Source organism: Leucobacter sp. OLIS6 (genome assembly GCF_002752355.1).
In the GTDB taxonomy this organism is placed as follows: Bacteria; Actinomycetota; Actinomycetes; order Actinomycetales; family Microbacteriaceae; genus Leucobacter.
In genome coordinates this window covers 297,478-315,185 of sequence record NZ_MRAV01000014.1, presented here as the reverse complement: position 1 = coordinate 315,185, position 17,708 = coordinate 297,478, and the positions used below count along the sequence as shown (strand labels likewise).

Genomic DNA, 17,708 nt, shown 5'->3' with positions numbered 1-17,708 from the left:
CGGGAAGACGGGCGGCTCCCCGGCGAGGCCGGGGAGCCGGAGCTGATTGCGGCGGTTACGCCTTGTCGCTCGACGGCTTGGCGTCGCCGTCGGTGCTCGGGGCGGCCTCGTCGGCGGCGGCCTCCGCGGCCGGCGCCTCGGGGGCGTCGCTCTGAGTCGGGGCCTGAGCGGCCGTGTCCCCGGCGACCCGCTCGCCGAACTCGGGATCGTCGTCCGGGGCGATGTCGGCTGCGGGCTCGACGACCGTCTCGGCCGGGGCGATGATCTGGCCCACCGCGTTGCGGTGGACGACGAACGAGGAGGTGCCGCTGTGCACGGTCACGCGGTTCTCTTCGGCGTCGACCGACTCGATGGTGCCGTAGATACCCGACTGGAGCATCACCTCGGCACCCGGACGCAGGCCGTCCTGCAGCTCCTGCATCGCCTTCTGCCGCTTCTTGCCGTTGCGGAACATGAAGATGACGAGCACTGCGATGAGTGCGAACATGACGATCGTAATCGGGTCCACAACTGGCCTTTCAGAGCGGGAACACAGGGGTGCGCCGAATGCGCACATATGGAACGACTATAGGGCATCCGGCATGGGAATACCTGTGGCTTCCCATGCGCGCCGGGTCGCCATGCGTCCGCGCGGAGTGCGGGTCAGCAGGCCGGACCGCACGAGGAACGGTTCGACCACGGACTCGATGGTCTCGGCCTCTTCGCCGACCGAGACCGCGAGCGTCGACAGACCGACCGGCCCGCCGCCGAAGCGCTCGACCACCGCGTGCAGCACTTCGCGGTCGAGCCGGTCGAGACCCTGCTCGTCGACGTCGTAGAGGTGGAGCGCCGCATGCACGCTCTCGGTGTCCCCCGGGGTGCCGTGGACGAGGCAGTAATCGCGCACGCGCCGCAGCAGCCGGTTGGCGATGCGCGGGGTGCCGCGGGAGCGCCGCGAGATCTCGCCGATCCCGTCGGGAGCGATCTCGAAGTCGAGCAGCCGGGCGGCGCGGCGCACGACGTCGGCGAGCTCGTCGTCGGCGTAGAACTCGAGGTGCGCGGTGAACCCGAAGCGGTCGCGCAGCGGGTTCGGCAGCAGGCCCGCGCGGGTGGTCGCCCCGACCAGGGTAAACGGGGCGAGCTCGAGCGGGATCGACGTCGCACCGGCACCCTTGCCGACCATGATGTCGATGCGGAAGTCCTCCATGGCGAGGTAGAGCATCTCTTCGGCGCTGCGGGCCATGCGGTGGATCTCGTCGATGAAGAGCACCTCGCCGGGGGTGAGCGCCGAGAGCACCGCCGCCAGATCGCCGGCGTGCTGGATGGCCGGCCCGGAGGTCTGATGCAGCGGCTTCTCGAGCTCGGCCGCGACGATCATCGAGAGCGTGGTCTTGCCGAGGCCCGGAGGACCCGCGAGCAGGATGTGATCGGGCGAGCGCTGCTGGATCGTGGCCGCGTCGAGCAGCAGCCGGAGCTGCTTGCGCACCTTGGCCTGCCCGACGAACTCGTCGAGCGAACCCGGCCGCAGCGCACCCTCGAAGCTCAGCTCGGTCGGAGTGGCCTGCGCCGACAGCTCCCCCGTCATCGCGCCGCGCTCCCGGTCCGCGCGCGAGGCGCCTGCAGCAGCGCCAGGGCCGCGCGCAGCAGGCCGGCCTGGTCAGCGGGCGCGCCCGCGGCGCGGGCGTCGTCGACGGCACGCTCGGCATCGGACTCGCCCCAGCCGAGACCCATCAGGCCGGCTCGCACCGCGTCGGCCGCGAGCTGATCCGCATCGATCGCGGCGGGTGCCTCGGTCGGCGCGGCGAAGGCCTCGGGGCGCAGCTTGCCGGCGAGGGACACCGCGATGAGCTTCGCCGTCTTGGGCCCGATGCCCGAGACCCGCTTGAACGGCTTCTCGTCTTCAGCGAACACGGCGGCGGCGATCTCGCTCGGCGTGAGCTCGGAGAGCACACCGAGCGCGCTGCGAGGCCCGACGCCCGAAACGGCGAGCAGTTGTCCGAAGACTTCGAGCTCGTCGGCGGTCGCGAATCCGAACAGGGTCAGCGAGTCCTCGCGCACCACCAGCGAGGTGTGGAGCGAGAGCTGCTCGCCGGGTGCGTTCGCACCCGCCCGACCTGAGGGCACCTCGACCCGCAGGCCGAGACCACCGACGCCGACAACCACCCAACCCGCACCCGCGGAGAGCACGGGGCCCTGAATCGAAGCAATCACGCAGTCACCCTACGGCGCGGCACCGACATCGCGCCGGGGCCACGCCGCAGCAGGCGAACATATCTTCGAATCAGGCGCCGACGGGCTCCGCGACGCGCTGGTCGGCGCGCACCGAACGGTTGACCGAGGAGATGATCGCCTTGAGCGTCGCGCGGCTGGTGTCGGGGTCGATGCCGACGCCCCACAGCCGCTGCCCGTCGACCTCGAGGTCGACGTAGGCGGCGGCGACCGCGTCGCCGCCGGAGCTCATCGCGTGCTCCACGTAGTCGAACAGGGTGATCTCGTGACCGTGCTCGCCGAGCGCCCGGATGAACGCGTCGACCGGACCGTTGCCGCGCGCGGTCGTCTGCTGCTGCTCGTCGCCGACGCGCAGGTCGACGGTCAGCTCGGTCACCCCGTCGCCCGCGCTGGCGGTCGCGGTACGGGTGATCTCGTACCGGCCCCAGCGGTCCGCGGCGGGATCCTGCGCGGGCAGGTATTCGTCCTGGAAGATCTTCCAGATGGAGTCGCTCGACACCTCGCCGCCCTCGGTATCGGTGAGACCCTGAACGACCGCGCTGAACTCGATCTGCAGTCGGCGCGGCAGGTCCAGCGAGTGGTCGGTCTTCAGCAGGTACGCGACGCCGCCCTTGCCCGACTGCGAGTTCACGCGGATCACCGCTTCGTACGAGCGGCCCAGATCCTTCGGGTCGACCGGCAGGTAGGGAACCGCCCACTCGATGTCGTCGACGGTGACACCGGCGGCCTCCGCGTCGGCGGCCATGCGCTCGAAGCCCTTCTTGATGGCGTCCTGGTGGGATCCCGAGAACGCCGTGTAGACGAGGTCGCCCGCCCACGGGCTGCGCTCGGGCACGCGCAGCTGGTTGCAGTACTCGGCGGTGCGACGCACCTCGTCGAGTCGCGAGAAGTCGATCTGCGGGTCGATCCCCTGCGTGAACAGGTTGATGCCCAGCGCCACCAGGTCGACATTGCCGGTGCGCTCGCCGTTGCCGAACAGGCAGCCTTCGATGCGGTCGGCACCGGCCATGTAGCCGAGCTCGGCGGCCGCGACCGCGGTGCCCCGGTCGTTGTGCGGGTGCAGCGACAGGATCACGTTCTCGCGGTGGTTCAGGTGGCGGCTCATCCACTCGATCGAGTCGGCGTAGACGTTCGGGGTCGCCATCTCGACGGTGGCCGGCAGGTTGATGATCACCTTGCGCTCGGGCGTGGGCTCGAAGATCTCGAGCACGTCGTTGCACACCTCGACCGCGTACTCGAGCTCGGTGCCGGTGTACGACTCGGGCGAGTACTCGTAGTAGACGTCGGTACCCTCGCAGATGTGCTCGCTCGCGCGGCACAGCTTCGCACCCTCGACGGCGATCTGCTTGATTCCCTCGCGGTCCGAGCGGAACACGACGTCGCGCTGCAGGATGCTCGTGGAGTTGTAGAGGTGCACGATCGCCTGCTTCGCGCCGATCAGCGACTCGTAGGTCCGGGTGATCAGGTGCTCGCGCGCCTGGGTCAGCACCTGGATGGTGACGTCCTCGGGGATCGCGTCCTCTTCGATGAGCTGGCGCACGAAGTCGAAGTCGGTCTGGCTCGCCGAGGGGAAACCGACCTCGATCTCCTTGTAGCCCATTTTCACGAGCAGGTCGAACATGATCCGCTTGCGCTCGGGGCTCATCGGGTCGATGAGCGCCTGATTGCCGTCGCGCAGATCGACCGCGCACCACCGGGGAGCCTCGGTGATCCGCTTGCTCGGCCAGGTGCGATCGGGCAGATCGACCGCGATGATCTCGTGGAACGGACGGTACCGGTGGATCGGCATGGTCGTCGGCTGCTGCTGGTTCTTCATGATCTCGTCTTCATCTCTCGCTTGCGAAGTTTTTCAGCCAACACGAAACGCCGCGACGAGGGAGGCCTGAGAACTAGGACTCGTCGCGGCAGCTAAGAAGAAGCGAGCGGAACCGCATACCGTCACTATACACGGCTCGCCCACCCCACCCGGCCGGCCGTAGGCTGGCCCCATGTCCCGGATCGCCCGCACGCCCATCCGCACGCTCGCGGCGGCCGCACTCTGCGGATTCGCTCTCGCCGCCGCTCTGCTCTCAGTCGCCGCGCCGGCGCAGGCCTCGGTCGACGACTTCTCGTACGAGAGCTGGGACGCCCGGTACGTGCTCGATCTCGATGCGGACGGCCGCGCGACCGCGCGCGTCACCGAGACCCTGACACCGGTGTTCCCGGACTTCGACCAGAACCGTGGACTCGTGCGCGCTCTGCCGCTCGCCTACGAGGACTCCCCCGTGCCGCCGACCGACATCTCGGTGACCGACGGCGACGGGCGGCCGGTGCCGTTCACCACCGAGGACACCGACCGGTTCCGCGGCATCCTGGTCGGCGACGATTCCTATGTGCACGGGCGGCAGACCTACGTCATCTCGTATTCGCTCCGCGACGTGGTCGTCGCGGCGACGAAGACGAAGGTCGACGAGTTCTATTGGGACGTGCTGCCCATTGAACGGAAGCAGCGCGTCGATGCGTTCTCCCTCGACGTGGAGTTCGCTCCGGCCCTCGCGAAGCACCTCACGGGCGATGCCGCCTGCTACTCCGGGCCCTCGGGATCGAAGGCGCGCTGCACCATCGACTCGCCGCCCGCGTCGGGAACCGCGGCGGCTGCGACCGTGCGCCTCTCCGAGGTCGCACCCGGCTCGGGCGTGACCGTCGCCATCGGCATGGATCCGGGCACCGTCACGCAGCCCCCGCAGCGGGTCCCGAACTTCTGGCTGGACCGGTTCCCCGCGATCCTCGCCCTGGGCGCGCTCGGCTGCGGCATCGCGGGGGCGGTCCTCGTCGGTCGCCTCGTGCGGCGGCGCCGCTTCTTCCGCGGAACCATCGTGGCGCAGTACGACGTTCCGCCGCACCTCCCTCCGCTGCTCGCGGCGAACCTGCTCGGCAGCGCGAAGTCGGTGCTGCCCGCCGAGTTCGTGCATCTCGCTGTGCGCGGTGCGATCCGCATCGAGGACAGCCAGCAGGCCGAGAGCTTCTGGTCGGGCAAGCAGCCTCCGGTGCTCCGCCTGCTCGACCCCGCCGCAGCCGCGGACCCGCTCGACCAGCGCACCCTCGCGGAGCTGTTCGCAGGGCTCGGCCCGGGCCAGGCGTTCCAATTGCCGGCGAAGGATTCCCGTTTCGCGCAGCGGATGCAGAAGCTCGTGAGCGGGGTCCCCGCCGAGGCGAGATCGCGCGGCTACACGACGACGGAGGCCAGCCGCGGCGCGCGGATCCTCGGATTCGTCGCCCTGGGGCTGGTGCTGGCGACCGCGCCGCTCTTCGTGCTCGGAATCGGGCGCCCCGAAAGCCTCACCTTCGGCGTCGGGCTGCTGCTCGCGGTGTCCTTCGTGCTGGCGATCGTCGCGATCGCGAAGCACCGGGTGCTCACGCCCGCAGGGGCCGAGGCCCGTGAGTACCTGCTGGGCGTGAAACTGTTCACGAGCGTGGCGGAGGCCGACCGGATCCGCACCCTCCAGAGCTACACCGGCGCCGAACGCCTCGAGGAGGCCGGGGTCGACGTCGTGCAGCTCTACGAGCGGCTGCTCCCCTATGCGATGCTCTTCGGCCTCGAGAAGGAGTGGGGTCGCGTGCTCGAGATCCGCTACCAGGAGGCCGGGGTCGCCGTTCCGATCTGGTATCCGGGGCTCGCGGACCACGGCCTCGCAGGACTCGACCGCAGTCTGAGCGAGATGTCGAGCAGTTTCAGTTCCTCGGCGAGCTACAGCTCGAGCTCGTCGGGCGGGTCATCGGGCGGAGGCTTCTCGGGCGGAGGCGGCGGAGGCGGGTTCTCCGGCGGCCGCTGACCCGATCCTGGTCGGACGCGTGCGGGGAAGGCGGGGCGGACCGCGTCGCGTCCGCCCCGCCCCGCACGCAGTCACTCCGCCGGGCCGAACCCGAGCCGCTCGGCGATCGCCTCCGCCTGCGCGACGACCTCGTCCTGCCACGGCTGCAGCGGGTGCGCCGGCGACGCGTCGAACGAGGCTCCGAACGGATCCTCGACCCCCGTCTCGCGTCCGCTCAGCGCTTCGAGCACCGCGAGCCCGCAGAACGGGACGTGCACCGGCGAGTACCCGCCCTCGTGGGAGAACACGACGCGCCCGCCGCACGCTTCCTCCGCGACTTCCAGGATCCGCTCGGCCATCGCCTTGAACCCCCCTGATGTCACGGTCATGCAGCCGAGCGGATCGACCGCGCTCGGGTCGAAACCGCTCGACACGATCACGAGGTCCGGTGCGAACGCGCGGATCGCCGGCACCGCCACCCGCTCGATCGCCGCGAGGTACGCGCCGTTGCCGGATCCGGCGGGGAGCGGGATGTTGATGTTGCGCCCCTCCGCTCCGGGGCCGCCGATCTCGTCGATCGAACCGGTGTCCTGCGGGAACAGGCGGTCCTGGTGGATGGAGATCGCGAGCACGTCGGGATCGTCCCAGTAGATCTGCTGCGCGCCGTTGCCGTGGTGGACGTCGTAGTCGACGATCGCCACCCGTCGCACGCCGAGCTCGGCGCGCGCGTACTCGATCGCCACGCACACGTTCGAGAAGAGGCAGTATCCCATTCCCATCTCCCGGCGGGCGTGGTGGCCGGGAGGGCGGACCAGCGCGTAGGCGTTGTCGACCTCGCCCCGCATCACCGCGGCGACCGCGGCCATGGTGCCGCCGGCCGCCAGCTTGGCGATCTCGAACGAGCCCCGGCCGAACGGCGTGTAGCCGTCGCCCGCGTCCCCGCCGCGATCGGCGCTCAGCCCGCGGATCCGCTCCACGTGCTCCGGCGTGTGCACCCGCAGCAGATCGGTGTCGGAGGCCTCGACCGCCTGGATCCGGACGAGCGCGTCGATCAGGCCGGAGACCTCGACGAGGCCCGCCATGCGGGACTTGGATTCGGGGCTCTCGAACGCCTGGTGCGGCTGGTTGAAACCGCCGGACGGAGCGACCCCGACTGCGGTCCCGGTGTCGTGCCAGGCGTAGCGCTCGTGCCAGACGTATCCGGTGGTCCGCTGCGTCATCGGGAGGCTCCTTCGTTCAGAGGTGCGCCGAGATGCTCGGCGTCCGGTTCGTTGAGGTGATCGAACAGCGCGTCGACGCGCTCCCGCTCGGCTCGGGACACCGGCACGAGGTACGCGCAGGCCACGTAGACGACGGTGTTGACCGCGAGTGCCGCGACGCCGCTCGTCATGCCGCCGAGCACCGGGATCGCGATCGGGTACACGATCTGCAGCACAGCGGCGACGGCGAAGCCCGAGATCATTCCGGCGATCGCTCCGACCGCGTTGCCGCGCCGCCAGAAGATGCCGAGCAGCAGGGTCGGGGCGAGCTGCACGATCCCCTGGTACGAGACCATGGCGAGCGCGATGAGCCCGTTGAGGGTCGTCGCGGTCAGAACCGCGATCACGCCGGCGATGATGGTGAGCACGCCGACCGCGATCTTGCCGGTCTTCGGATCCTCGATCCGCTCCCCGCGCGCCACCCCGACGATGTCGTTGGCCGTCTGGGCGCCGAGCGCCTGGAGGTTGGCGCCCACGTTGCCCATGGTGGCGGCTACCACGCAGATGCCCGCGAGCGTGAGGATCACGGGTCCCCCGACGCTGGCGGTGATGAACCAGACCGCGTCGGTCGCCTCTGCGACGCCCGGCAGGCTCGCCGCGAGCATCGCGAGGATCGACAGCGCGGTGCCGAACACGAAGAGGATCGGCGCCGCCATGACCGCGGAGCGCTTGATGGTGCGGGTGCCGCTCGACGCGAAGAGGCGCACGAAGATATCGGGCCAGCACCAGCCGCCCAGCGCGCCGGTGAGCACGAGCGAGAACAGGTAGAGGGGGCCCTCGGCGCTGCCCGGCCCGGGCAGTCGGAAGAAGCCGTCGGGCAGCTCGGCGAAGCCGTGCCCGTTGGTGACGAGCCAGGTGATGAGCCCGAGGATCAGCAGCAGCCCGAGCCCGTAGGCGACGAGGCCCTGCACCATGTCGCTGAGCACGAGGCCGCGCGCGCCCATCCGCACCGTCCAGACCTGACGCAGCACGAGCACCCCGATGCCGATGAACGCGGCGGTGCCCGCGGCGACCTGCCCGAACGAGAGATAGGTGAAGACCAGCGTCAGCGACTGCATGCCGAGCACGATCCAGGGGAACGAGGCGAGGATGCCGATGATCGCGGCGACGACCCGAACCGCTTTCGACCCGTATCGCAGCCCGAGCAGATCAGCCTGGGTGCGCAGGTCGAAGCGCTTGCCCCAGGTGTGCACCGGCTTGGCGAGCATGAACATGAGCACCACCGCGAGCAGCGCGTAGGGCACCGAGTAGAAGCCGATCGCTCCGGCAGCCGCCGCGTAGCCGGCGAAGGAGATGAAGATGGTGCCGGGCAGCCACGTGTTCACGAAGGCCATGGTCGAGAAGAAGGGGCCGAACGATCGCCCGGCGGTCGCGTACTCGCTGAACGAGTCGGTCCGCTTGCGGCTGCGTTCGAGCACGAACACGATGACGAGGAAGAAGAGGGCGACTCCGCCGTAGCCGAGGAGGATCACGGTCGGGCCTCCCCCGCGTTCGACGGCCGCGCAGCGGCCGATTCGTCCCGCTCCGCGCGGGCGTCGAGGGCGTACATGCACCAGATCGCCGCGAGTACGAGCAGTCCGGTCACGATGAAGTACCAGACTCCTCCGTCGCCGACCCACCACTGGAGCGGTGGGAAGAGCATGATGATGAACGAGGCTGCGACCAGCGCGGCGATACCGCGCCTGCGGCCCCGGGCCGGGCCTGACCTGGCGGGTGCGGTCATGAGGGCGTCCTTTCGTCGGCGTCGTTGCCGAATCCTGCCGGAACGTTCCGGCATTGCAGCAATGATGCATCGCCACGAGCGCGACGTCAAGCATCGATCCGAAGTCGCACGGCGTCCCGCGCACCGCGATGGCGCCCGCTAGCATGTGGATCATGAGCGCCAGACGGGTCACGATCGTCGATCTCGCAGCCGAACTCGGCCTGTCGAAGACGACGGTCTCGGATGCCCTGCACGGGCGCGGACGGGTCGCACCCGAGACCGTGTCCCAGGTGCGCGACACCGCAGCCGCGCTCGGCTACGTCGGCAATCGCGCCGCGCAGCAGCTCCGCGGCAATCGCGTCGGCGCGGTCGGCCTGTACATCCCGCCCGTCGTCCGCAGCTTCGCGTTCTACATGGAGTTCGTCTTCGGCGCCGTCGCCGCAGCGGGCGAGAACGGGATCGACCTCGTCCTGCTCACGCGCGACGAAGCCGCGCTGCGCAGTCGCCCGCCCGCGGTCGACGGGATCGTCGCGATCGATCCGCTGCCGGGCGACCGCGTGCTCGAAGCGCTCGCCGCCCTCGCGGTGCCGCTCGTCACGGCCGGCCGGCCGCTCGATCCGGAGGCGGTCGCTGCGGACGGCACGGTCGAGGTCGGATACCCCGCATACATCCGCGAACTGCTCGACCGAGCGCACGCTCGCGGACTGGATCGCCCCGCACTGCTGCTCCCCGATCAGCAGTTCCACTCGTCCTTCGCCGAGGACGTCGTGATCGGCTACCGGGACTGGTGCGAGGAGCACCGGGTCGAGCCCTGGATCCGCGAGATCCCCGTGCACCCGAGCAATGATCGCGTGGCCGAGGTCCTCGACGAACTCGTCTCGGGTCTCGATCCCGACATCGTGCTCTGCAGCTACCAGGGACTCGCGGGAAGGCTCCTCGCACCGCTCGAGCGGGGCGGCAAGCGGCCGGGCCCCGACTTCGAGCTGGTCTCGCTGGTCGGCGATCCCGTGACCGAGCTCGGTGACGAACGGATCACGAGCCTCGACATCCGCCCCGCCGAATTCGGCCGGGCATCGGTGCTCCTGCTCCGGGACCTCCTGGAAGGCGCGGCCCTGGCCCCGGCGAGCCGGACCCACGAGGCGGTGATCCCGGGAGACGCGATCCCCATCGCCGCGAGTCGCTAGCGGCCGTCAGGCCCGCTGGTACCGAGCGCTACCGAAGCCGATCACGAAGTAGCCGATGAACGGGAGTAGCCAGAGCAGGAGGACCGAGAAGAACGGCCCCTTGCCGAAGTTGCCGCCCACCTTGATCGCCACGATCAGCGCGAGGATCACGTTGACGATCGGGATCAGGTAGAGCAGCACCATCCAGCCGGAGAATCCCGCGATCTTCACGAGGAAGATCAGATTGACGATCGGGATGATCGCGAGGATCCCGGGGTAACCGGCCTTGGTGAAGGTCTTCCAGAGCGCGATGGCGACGAGCACGTACCAGATGATGCCGACGACGGTGGCCGGACCGCTGAGCGCGGTGATCTGGGTCTGGTCGGTGATTCCGTAGTCCATGAGGGTTCCTCCCCTGAGTGCCGCGCCTGCGGCGTCCCTGTGCGTTCGAGCCTAGTCAGCGGGTCGAGCCCGCGACAGTGCTCAGAATCCGAGCCGGCCCAGCGCCTTGGGGTCGCGCTGCCACTCCTTCAGCAGCTTGACGCGCAGCGACAGGTAGATGCGACGCCCGAGCAGCGCCTCGATCTCGTGCCGGGCCCGCTCTCCGATGTCTCGGAGCTGCGATCCGCCCTTGCCGATCACGATGCCCTTCTGGCTGTCGCGCTCGACGTAGATCGACGCGTAGAGCGCCAGCAGGCCGTCCTCGCGCTCCTCGCGGTCGTCGACGGTCGCGGCGAGCGAGTGCGGCAGCTCGTCGCGCATACCGTCGAGGGCCGCCTCGCGGATCAGCTCGGCGATACGGTCGTCCTCGTTCTCGTCGGTGATCTGCTCGGCCTCGTAGAGCGGCGGCGACACCGGCATGAGCTCGAGCAGCACGTCGGAGAGCACGTCGAGCTGGTCCCGGGTGACCGCGGAGATCGGCACGACCGCATCCCACTCCCGCAACTCGCCGAGCCGTGTCAGCTGGTCGATGATCTCGCCGCTCGAGGCCTCGTCGACCTTGGTGAGGATCGCGACCTTCTTGGCGCGCGGGAAGTCGTCGAGGCGCTCGTTGATGAAGCGATCGCCCGGGCCGAGCTTCTCGTCAGCGGGCACGCAGAAGCCGATCACGTCGACGTCGCCGAGCGTCGCTTCCACGAGCGCGTTCAGCCGCTCGCCGAGCAGGGTCCTGGGCCGGTGGATACCTGGCGTGTCGACGATGATGAGCTGGCCGTCGGGCCGGTGCACGATGCCGCGGATCGCGCGGCGCGTGGTCTGCGGCTTCGGGCTCGTGATCGCGATCTTCTGGCCGACGAGTGCGTTCGTCAGCGTGGACTTCCCCACATTGGGCCGCCCCACGAACGAGACGAATCCCGCACGGTGCTCGCCCTCGGGCTCGGTGCCGACGCCGTCGGCCTGCTCTGCGTTCACTGCTGTTCCTCTTCCCGGCGGACCTGATCCGCGTCGTTGTCTTCGGTGCCCACCCAGCGCACACGCGCCGTAACGAGGCGCTGCCTGCGCCGCTCGGTCTCGAGCGCGGTCAGTTCGATCCCGTCGATCTCGACCCGGTCGCCGGGCTCCGCGAGCCGACCGAGGTGCTTGGCGAGCAGGCCGCCCACCGTGTCGACCTCGTCGTCCTCGAGCTCGCGCTCGAAGAGCTCGCCGAGTCGGTCGATCGTGAGCCGGGCGCTCACGATGAAGCCGTCGCCGTCGAGCACGATCTCGGGCGTCTCGCGATCGTGCTCGTCGCTGATGTCGCCGAGCAGTTCCTCGATGAGGTCCTCGAGCGTGACCAGGCCGGAGATCCCGCCGTACTCGTCGACCGCGAGCGCCAGGTGCACGGACTCGCGCTGCATCTGGCGCAGCAGCTCGTCGGCGGGCTGCAGCTCGGGTACGAAGAGCGCGGGCTTCATCACGCGCGTGATCGGCGCGGATTCGGCCTCCTCGGGCCGGCGCAGCACGAAACCGCTCGCGTCGCGCAGGTGGGCGACCCCGACCACGTCATCGACGTCGTCGGTGACCACCGGGACCCGCGAGTGCCGCGACGCCAGGATCGCTTCGAGCGCGTCCTTCATCGACAGCCCGGCGTCGACCGTCACCATGTCGATGCGGGGCACCATCAGCTCGCGCACACGGGTCTCACCGAACTCGACGAGCGAGTGGATGTAATCGCGATCGTCCGCTTCGAGCAGCTCCTGCTCCGCGGCCTGATCCACCATCGACAGCAGCTGCTGCTCGTCCCGGATCAACGCGCTGCTGCCGCCGCGTCCCGGGGTCACCCGGTCGCCGACGCGCATCAGGCTGCTCGCGATGGGCCCGAGCAGCACGCGGATCCCGTGCACGAGCGGAGCCGAGAACCGGATGATCCCCTCGGGATGGTGCGTACCGACCGTACGGGGACTCGTGCCGACGAGCACGAAGGTGACCGCGGTCATGATGAGGGCGGCCGCGAGCAGCGTCAGCCAGAGCGGTTCGATGAGTGCGGCGAGCACCAGCGTGATGAGCACCGCCGCGAGCGTCTCGGCGGCGACACGGGCGAACCCGAGGGCGTTCTGGTGCGCGGCCTCGTCCTCGGCGATCGCCCGGATCGACGCACCGCGACGGGCATCCTCGGACAGCGCCAGGAGCTCGGCCTTCGAACGCACCGAGAGCGCCGCATCGCTCGCGGCGAGCAGGCCGCCGATCGCGAGCAGCACGACGGCCGCCGCGAGGAACAGCGCGATCAGGCCGCCGGTCATCGGCCCCGCTCGCGCATCGCGAACCCGAGCAGCAGATCCCGCTGGAGCCCGAACATCTCGGCTTCCTCGTCGGGGGTGCCGTGGTCGAATCCGAGCAGGTGGAGCATGCCGTGCGTCATGAGCACGCGCACCTCCTGGACGAGGTCGTGTCCCGCGGCCTCCGCCTGCAGCTCGGCGACCTGCGGGCAGATCACGACGTCGCCCAGCAGACCGGCGGGCGTCGGTGCGTCGACACGGCCCGGACGCAGCTCGTCCATCGGGAAGCTCAGCACGTCGGTGGGGCCGGGCTCGTCCATCCACTGCACGTGCAGCTGTTCGATCGCGGCCTCGTCGACGAACAGCACACCGAGATCGGTCTCGGGATGGACGTGCAGCGATTCGAAGACGAACGCGGCGAGGCGCTGCAGGCTCTCCTCCGCGACAGCGATGCCGGACTCGTTGTTGATCTCGACGCTCATGCTGCGGGACCCTTTCGTTCGTCGCGGTTCGCCGCGCGTGCTTCTTCGTATGCCGAGTAGGCGTCGACGATGCGGCCGACCAGGCTGTGCCGCACGATGTCGTCGGACGACAGCTCGGCGAAGTGGATGTCGTCGACGCCGCGCAGGATCCGGTTCATGAGCCGGAGCCCGCTCGTGCCGATGGGCAGATCGACCTGGGTCACGTCGCCCGTCACGACCATCTTCGAGCCGTAGCCGAGGCGGGTGAGGAACATCTTCATCTGCTCGGGGGTCGTGTTCTGCGCCTCGTCGAGGATCACGAAGGACTCGTTGAGCGTGCGCCCGCGCATGTAGGCGAGCGGAGCGACCTCGATGGTGCCGTTCGCGAGCAGGCGCGGCACGAGGTCCTGATCCATCATGGATCCCACCGCGTCGAACAGCGGCCGCAGATACGGATCGATCTTGTCCTCGAGGCTGCCGGGCAGGTAACCGAGCCGCTCGCCGGCCTCGACCGCCGGGCGGGTCAGGATGATCTTCGCCACCTCGCGGCGCTGCAGCGCCTGCACGGCCTTCGCCATCGCCAGGTAGGTCTTGCCCGTGCCCGCGGGACCGATGCCGAACACGATCGTGTTCTGATCGATCGCGTCGACGTAGGAGCGCTGACCCGCGGTCTGGGGCCGGATCGCGTTGCCGCGCACGCTCAGGATGGGTTCGGACAGCACCTGCGCGGCGGTCGGGCCGTCGCCGCGTTCGACCATGCGGGTCACCTCTCGGACGTCGTGGCGCGAGACCGCGCCGCTGCGACGGGCGACCTCGAGCACTTCGCCGACGACCTGCTCGGCGGCGCGCACCTGCGCGGCCGGGCCCCGAAGGGTCAGCACGTGATCGCGCGCGTGGAAGGAGACGGCGGGGTGCTGCTGCTCGAGGTCGGCGATGAGCTGATCGCGATGCCCGAGGAAGCTCGCAAGGTCGACCCCGGTGAGCAGCACGGTGCGCTCGAGCTGCGGGCCCTCGTTCGGAGCCGGAGCGTCAGTTGCCAACGAGGCTGCGCTCCTCGAGTCCGCCCGCCAGCACGTGCGCGTGCACGTGGAAGACGGTCTGCCCGGCGCTCGCGCCGGTGTTGAATAGGAGCCGGTAGTCGCCGTTCGCGTGCTCGTCGGCGAGCTGCTGCGCGACCTCGATCATCTCGGCGAGCAGCGCGGGATCGCCCGCCGCGAGCTCGGTCACGTTCGCGTACTCGGTGGTCTTGGGGATCACCAGGAGGTGCACCGGCGCCTGCGGGCTGATGTCGGGGAACGCGATCACGCGCTCGGTCTCGGCGAGGATCTCGACCGGGATCTCGCCTGCCACGATCTTGCCGAAGATGGTCTCTGCTGCCATGGGATCAGTCTATCGACGGACTCACCAGCGGCCGAGCGCGACGTTCAGCACGGCGAGGCCCGCGGGTCCGGCGGAGGAGGTGCGGAGCACGGTCGTACCGAGCACGAGGATCTCGGCACCGGACGATTCGAGCGCGTCGAGCTCCGCATCGCTGAACCCGCCCTCGGGCCCGACGACGAGCAGGATCTCGGCCGGACGGGAGGTGCCGGCCGCGAACCCGGCCGCCCAGTCGGACAGCGTGCGCTCCCCCCGCGGGTGCAGAGCGATGACCGCGCGATCGGGATCCGACGCGGCCGCGCGCAGCTCCTCGGAGGAGATGGGAGCCCCCACCTCGGGGACTCGGGCGCGGAGCGACTGCTTGGAGGCTTCCCGGGCGATGCGCGCCCACTTCGCGACGCCCTTCGCCGCCTTCTCGGCACCGCCACCGCCGTCCCAGCGCGAGACGGATCGGGCCGCCTGCCACGGCACCACCCGGTCGACGCCGAACTCGGTGGCCTGCTCGACCGCGCGCTCGTCCCGGTCGCCCTTGGCGAGCGCCTGCACCAGGGTCACTCGGGGGTTCGCCTCGGGCTCGGTCCGCACCTCGTCGAGCTCGACCGCGAAGCGGTCGCGATCCGTGCGGACGACGACGCCCCCGCCGATCGTGCCCGCCCCGTCACCGAGCAGGATCCGCTCGCCGACGCGGAGTCGGCTCACCCGCACGGCGTGCCGCGCCTCTTCGCCGCCGACCTCGACGGTCGCGCCGACGGCCAGCGCGGCCCCGCGCTCGGCGTAGTACAGATTCGCCACGGTGCTGCCCGCCCGCCGTCAGCCCTGGCGGAAGAAGCGGTCGCGGATCTTGCCGAAGAAGCCCTGCTGGAACTCCCCCAGTTTGGGCCCGTCGTCCTTGCCGAGCGCGGCCAGCTGGCGCACCAGGTCCTTCTCGCGGTTGGACAGCTTGGTCGGTGTGACCACCTGGGTCGCGATCTTCAGATCGCCGCGTGCGGTGGATCGAAGGCCCTGGATGCCGCGGCCCCGGATCGTGATGACGTCGCCCGACTGGGTGCCGGCGGGGACCTCGACCTGCACGTCGCCGTCGAGGCCGGTGATCGTGCTCTCGGTGCCGAGGATCGCGTCGGTCATGCCGACCTGCAGCGTGCAGAGCAGGTCGTTCCCGTCGCGGCTGAAGATGTCGTGGTGGGTGACTCGGAACTCGATGAACAGGTCACCGTTCGGCCCGCCGCCCGGGCCGACCTCGCCGCCGCCGCGCATCTGGAGCCGGGTGCCGGTGTCGATACCCGAGGGGATGTCGACGTTGAGGGTGCGCCGCTCGCGCACGCGGCCCTTGCCGCCGCACTCCACGCAGGGGTGCTCGATGATGGTGCCGTAGCCGTGGCAGGAACCGCAGGGGTGGTTGGTGACCACGTTGCCGAACAGCGAACGCACCTGCCGCTGCACCTGGCCGGAACCGTGGCAGACGTCGCAGGTGACCGGCACGGTGCCGGGCTGGCAGCAGCTGCCCGAGCAGGTGCCGCAGAGCACGGCCGTGTTGATGCTGACCTCGCGCTGCACGCCGAAGATCACCTCGGCGAGCGAGACGTCGACGCGGATCATCGCGTCGTCGCCGCGTTCGGCGCGCGATCGGGGCCCGCGCTGGCCGCCGCCGAACCCGCCACCGCCGAAGAACGTCTCGAAGATGTCGCCGAAGTCGCCCATCGACGCGCCGCCCTCGGAACCGCCCATATCGTAGCGGCGACGCTCATTGGGGTCGCTGAGCACATCGTAGGCGTGGGTGACGCCCTTGAACCGCTCGGACGCCTCCTCGCTCGGGTTCACGTCGGGGTGCAGTTCCCGCGCCAGGCGACGGTAGGCCTTCTTGATCTCTTCGGGCGATGCGTCGCGTGCGACGCCGAGCGTCTCGTAGTGGTCCGCCACGGTGTGCGGCTCCTCTCATCGATTCGATGGTGGATGAAGTTCGTCGGTCGCGGACGCCGGGTGCTCCCGGGCCGCGACCCGGGTCAGCCCTCGCCGAGGGCCCGGTTCAGGTATCTCGCGACCGCGCGAACGGCCGCCATGTTGCCCGCGTAGTCCATGCGCACCGGTCCGAGCACGCCGAGCTGGGAGGGCGTGCTCGAGTCGTCCTCATAGCCGGAGGCGATGATCGACGCGCTCTCGAGCCCGTACGGCTCGTTCTCGCGCCCGATGGACGCCGAGACCTCGCGGCCCTCCTGGGCCATCTCGCCGAACAGGCGGAGCAGGGTGACCTGCTCCTCGATCGCCTCGAGCACCGTGGAGAGGCTGCCCGAGAAGTCGGCGCCGCGCGAGAGGTTCGCGGCGCCCGCGATCGCGATGCGTTCGCTTCGGTTCGCGCGGAGCTGCCCGATGACGACCGCGAGCACGCTGCGCACCAGCTCGGCCTCGGCCGGCTCCGCCCAGTCCCCGACGGTGCGGTCGAGGAGCTCGACCGCCTGCACCGCGCGCTCGAGGTCGGAGCCGATCACCGCGCCGGCGATGCGCTCGCGCAGGCCGTGCACCCAGGCCTCGGTGACGCGCACCGCGGGCAGTGCGGCCACCTGCTGCTCGACCACGCCGGTGCCGAGGATCAGCACGCAGAGCACGCGGGCCTCGCCTACGGCGACGAGGTCGATGTGGCGCACCGCCGTGCGCTTGAGCGACGGGTACTGCACCACGGCCACCTGGTTGGTGAGCTGCGCCAGCAGCCGCACGGTGCGGGCCATGGCGTCGTCGAGGTCGCTCGACTCGCCGAGGAACCGCTCGATCGCCGCCCGCTGACCGGCGCTCAACGGCTGGAAGCGGCTGAGCGTGTCGACGTAGAGCCGGTAGCCCTTGTCGGTCGGGACGCGGCCCGACGAGGTGTGCGGCGCCGCGATCAGTTCTTCGTCCTCGAGCAGCGCCATGTCGTTGCGGATGGTGGCGGCGGAGACGCCGAAGCTGTGGCGCTCGACGATCGACTTCGAGCCCACCGGCTCGTTCGACTCGACGTAGTCGCCCACCAGCGCGTGCAGCACGGCGAGACTGCGTTCCGAGACCATCACGCACCTCCTCGCCGGC

General features: G+C 70.2%; 18 protein-coding genes. 2 read left to right on the top strand and 16 right to left on the bottom strand.

Annotated features, from left to right (window positions below):
* Positions 1-55: 55 nt before the first annotated feature.
* From yajC to leuA, 4 genes are all read right to left on the bottom strand, one after another.
* Positions 56-487 (bottom strand): preprotein translocase subunit YajC, encoded by a 432-nt coding sequence (gene yajC, locus BMH31_RS11550; RefSeq protein WP_241898260.1) that lies wholly within the window; start codon positions 485-487, stop codon positions 56-58.
* A gap of 78 nt (positions 488-565) precedes the next feature.
* Positions 566-1,564, bottom strand: a complete 999-nt coding sequence (gene ruvB, locus BMH31_RS11545; protein ID WP_099725104.1) for a Holliday junction branch migration DNA helicase RuvB — start codon at positions 1,562-1,564, stop codon at positions 566-568.
* Entirely contained in the window at positions 1,561-2,190 is a 630-nt protein-coding gene (gene ruvA, locus BMH31_RS11540; RefSeq protein WP_099725105.1) for a Holliday junction branch migration protein RuvA, read from the bottom strand. The genes ruvB and ruvA overlap by 4 nt, the downstream gene beginning before the upstream one ends.
* A gap of 70 nt (positions 2,191-2,260) precedes the next feature.
* Positions 2,261-4,024: a 2-isopropylmalate synthase gene (leuA, locus tag BMH31_RS11535; protein WP_099725106.1), complete on the bottom strand. Its 1,764-nt coding sequence runs from the start codon at positions 4,022-4,024 to the stop codon at positions 2,261-2,263.
* A gap of 172 nt (positions 4,025-4,196) precedes the next feature.
* On the opposite strand from leuA, the gene BMH31_RS11530 reads away from it, so the two are divergent.
* The gene (locus tag BMH31_RS11530) at positions 4,197-6,020 is read left to right on the top strand and encodes a DUF2207 domain-containing protein (protein WP_099725107.1); all 1,824 of its coding nucleotides are present in this window, start codon (positions 4,197-4,199) and stop codon (positions 6,018-6,020) included.
* A gap of 71 nt (positions 6,021-6,091) precedes the next feature.
* Here BMH31_RS11530 and BMH31_RS11525 read toward each other — a convergent pair whose 3' ends face one another.
* From BMH31_RS11525 to BMH31_RS15770, 3 genes are read right to left on the bottom strand one after another with little or no spacing between them, the layout of a single operon-like run.
* Complete coding sequence (locus BMH31_RS11525) at positions 6,092-7,219, bottom strand: class II histone deacetylase (RefSeq protein WP_099725108.1); 1,128 nt, start codon at positions 7,217-7,219, stop codon at positions 6,092-6,094.
* Positions 7,216-8,730, bottom strand: a complete 1,515-nt coding sequence (locus BMH31_RS11520; RefSeq protein ID WP_241898259.1) for a sodium:solute symporter family protein — start codon at positions 8,728-8,730, stop codon at positions 7,216-7,218. Before BMH31_RS11520 ends, BMH31_RS11525 begins: the two co-directional genes overlap by 4 nt.
* Positions 8,727-8,981: a hypothetical protein gene (locus tag BMH31_RS15770; RefSeq protein ID WP_241898258.1), complete on the bottom strand. Its 255-nt coding sequence runs from the start codon at positions 8,979-8,981 to the stop codon at positions 8,727-8,729. Before BMH31_RS15770 ends, BMH31_RS11520 begins: the two co-directional genes overlap by 4 nt.
* A gap of 152 nt (positions 8,982-9,133) precedes the next feature.
* Between BMH31_RS15770 and BMH31_RS11515 the strand changes: the two genes are divergently transcribed.
* Positions 9,134-10,144, top strand: coding sequence for a LacI family DNA-binding transcriptional regulator (locus BMH31_RS11515; protein ID WP_158234970.1), 1,011 nt, complete (start codon positions 9,134-9,136; stop codon positions 10,142-10,144).
* Positions 10,145-10,150: 6 nt separating this feature from the next.
* Here the strand turns inward: BMH31_RS11515 and BMH31_RS11510 are convergent, their stop codons facing one another.
* The 9 genes from BMH31_RS11510 to hrcA all read right to left on the bottom strand — a co-directional run bounded on the left by BMH31_RS11510 (position 10,151) and on the right by hrcA (position 17,689).
* Positions 10,151-10,525 carry a DUF5684 domain-containing protein gene (locus BMH31_RS11510; protein WP_099725110.1) on the bottom strand — a complete coding sequence of 125 codons (375 nt, stop codon included), beginning with the start codon at positions 10,523-10,525 and terminating at the stop codon, positions 10,151-10,153.
* 81 nt (positions 10,526-10,606) lie between these two features.
* Positions 10,607-11,533 (bottom strand): GTPase Era, encoded by a 927-nt coding sequence (gene era / locus BMH31_RS11505; protein WP_099725111.1) that lies wholly within the window; start codon positions 11,531-11,533, stop codon positions 10,607-10,609.
* Positions 11,530-12,840, bottom strand: coding sequence for a hemolysin family protein (locus tag BMH31_RS11500; protein ID WP_099725112.1), 1,311 nt, complete (start codon positions 12,838-12,840; stop codon positions 11,530-11,532). The genes era and BMH31_RS11500 overlap by 4 nt, the downstream gene beginning before the upstream one ends.
* The gene (ybeY, locus tag BMH31_RS11495) at positions 12,837-13,298 is read right to left on the bottom strand and encodes an rRNA maturation RNase YbeY (RefSeq protein WP_099725113.1); all 462 of its coding nucleotides are present in this window, start codon (positions 13,296-13,298) and stop codon (positions 12,837-12,839) included. The genes BMH31_RS11500 and ybeY overlap by 4 nt, the downstream gene beginning before the upstream one ends.
* On the bottom strand, positions 13,295-14,266 hold the full coding sequence (locus tag BMH31_RS11490) for a PhoH family protein (RefSeq protein WP_241898293.1): 972 nt from the start codon (positions 14,264-14,266) through the stop codon (positions 13,295-13,297). Before BMH31_RS11490 ends, ybeY begins: the two co-directional genes overlap by 4 nt.
* Before the next feature lie 40 nt (positions 14,267-14,306).
* On the bottom strand, positions 14,307-14,657 hold the full coding sequence (locus BMH31_RS11485; protein ID WP_099725115.1) for a histidine triad nucleotide-binding protein: 351 nt from the start codon (positions 14,655-14,657) through the stop codon (positions 14,307-14,309).
* A 21-nt stretch (positions 14,658-14,678) separates the two neighbouring features.
* Complete coding sequence (locus tag BMH31_RS11480; RefSeq protein WP_099747388.1) at positions 14,679-15,446, bottom strand: 16S rRNA (uracil(1498)-N(3))-methyltransferase; 768 nt, start codon at positions 15,444-15,446, stop codon at positions 14,679-14,681.
* 18 nt (positions 15,447-15,464) lie between these two features.
* Positions 15,465-16,571 carry a molecular chaperone DnaJ gene (dnaJ, locus tag BMH31_RS11475; RefSeq protein ID WP_099725117.1) on the bottom strand — a complete coding sequence of 369 codons (1,107 nt, stop codon included), beginning with the start codon at positions 16,569-16,571 and terminating at the stop codon, positions 15,465-15,467.
* Positions 16,572-16,654: 83 nt separating this feature from the next.
* The gene (gene hrcA / locus BMH31_RS11470; protein WP_099725118.1) at positions 16,655-17,689 is read right to left on the bottom strand and encodes a heat-inducible transcriptional repressor HrcA; all 1,035 of its coding nucleotides are present in this window, start codon (positions 17,687-17,689) and stop codon (positions 16,655-16,657) included.
* Positions 17,690-17,708 lie beyond the last annotated feature (19 nt).

Excerpts from the sequence above, each read along its gene's own strand:
- BMH31_RS11485 (WP_099725115.1), bottom strand. The coding sequence starts at position 14,657 with ATGGCAGCAGAGACCATCTTCGGCAAGATCGTGGCAGGCGAGATCCCG.
- BMH31_RS11515 (WP_158234970.1), top strand. The coding sequence starts at position 9,134 with ATGAGCGCCAGACGGGTCACGATCGTCGATCTCGCAGCCGAACTCGGC.
- BMH31_RS11500 (WP_099725112.1), bottom strand. The coding sequence starts at position 12,840 with ATGACCGGCGGCCTGATCGCGCTGTTCCTCGCGGCGGCCGTCGTGCTG.
- BMH31_RS15770 (WP_241898258.1), bottom strand. The coding sequence starts at position 8,981 with ATGACCGCACCCGCCAGGTCAGGCCCGGCCCGGGGCCGCAGGCGCGGT.
- ybeY (WP_099725113.1), bottom strand. The coding sequence starts at position 13,298 with ATGAGCGTCGAGATCAACAACGAGTCCGGCATCGCTGTCGCGGAGGAG.
- BMH31_RS11525 (WP_099725108.1), bottom strand. The coding sequence starts at position 7,219 with ATGACGCAGCGGACCACCGGATACGTCTGGCACGAGCGCTACGCCTGG.
- ruvB (WP_099725104.1), bottom strand. The coding sequence starts at position 1,564 with ATGACGGGGGAGCTGTCGGCGCAGGCCACTCCGACCGAGCTGAGCTTC.
- BMH31_RS11530 (WP_099725107.1), top strand. The coding sequence starts at position 4,197 with ATGTCCCGGATCGCCCGCACGCCCATCCGCACGCTCGCGGCGGCCGCA.
- yajC (WP_241898260.1), bottom strand. The coding sequence starts at position 487 with ATGTTCGCACTCATCGCAGTGCTCGTCATCTTCATGTTCCGCAACGGC.
- leuA (WP_099725106.1), bottom strand. The coding sequence starts at position 4,024 with ATGAAGAACCAGCAGCAGCCGACGACCATGCCGATCCACCGGTACCGT.
- BMH31_RS11510 (WP_099725110.1), bottom strand. The coding sequence starts at position 10,525 with ATGGACTACGGAATCACCGACCAGACCCAGATCACCGCGCTCAGCGGT.
- hrcA (WP_099725118.1), bottom strand. The coding sequence starts at position 17,689 with ATGGTCTCGGAACGCAGTCTCGCCGTGCTGCACGCGCTGGTGGGCGAC.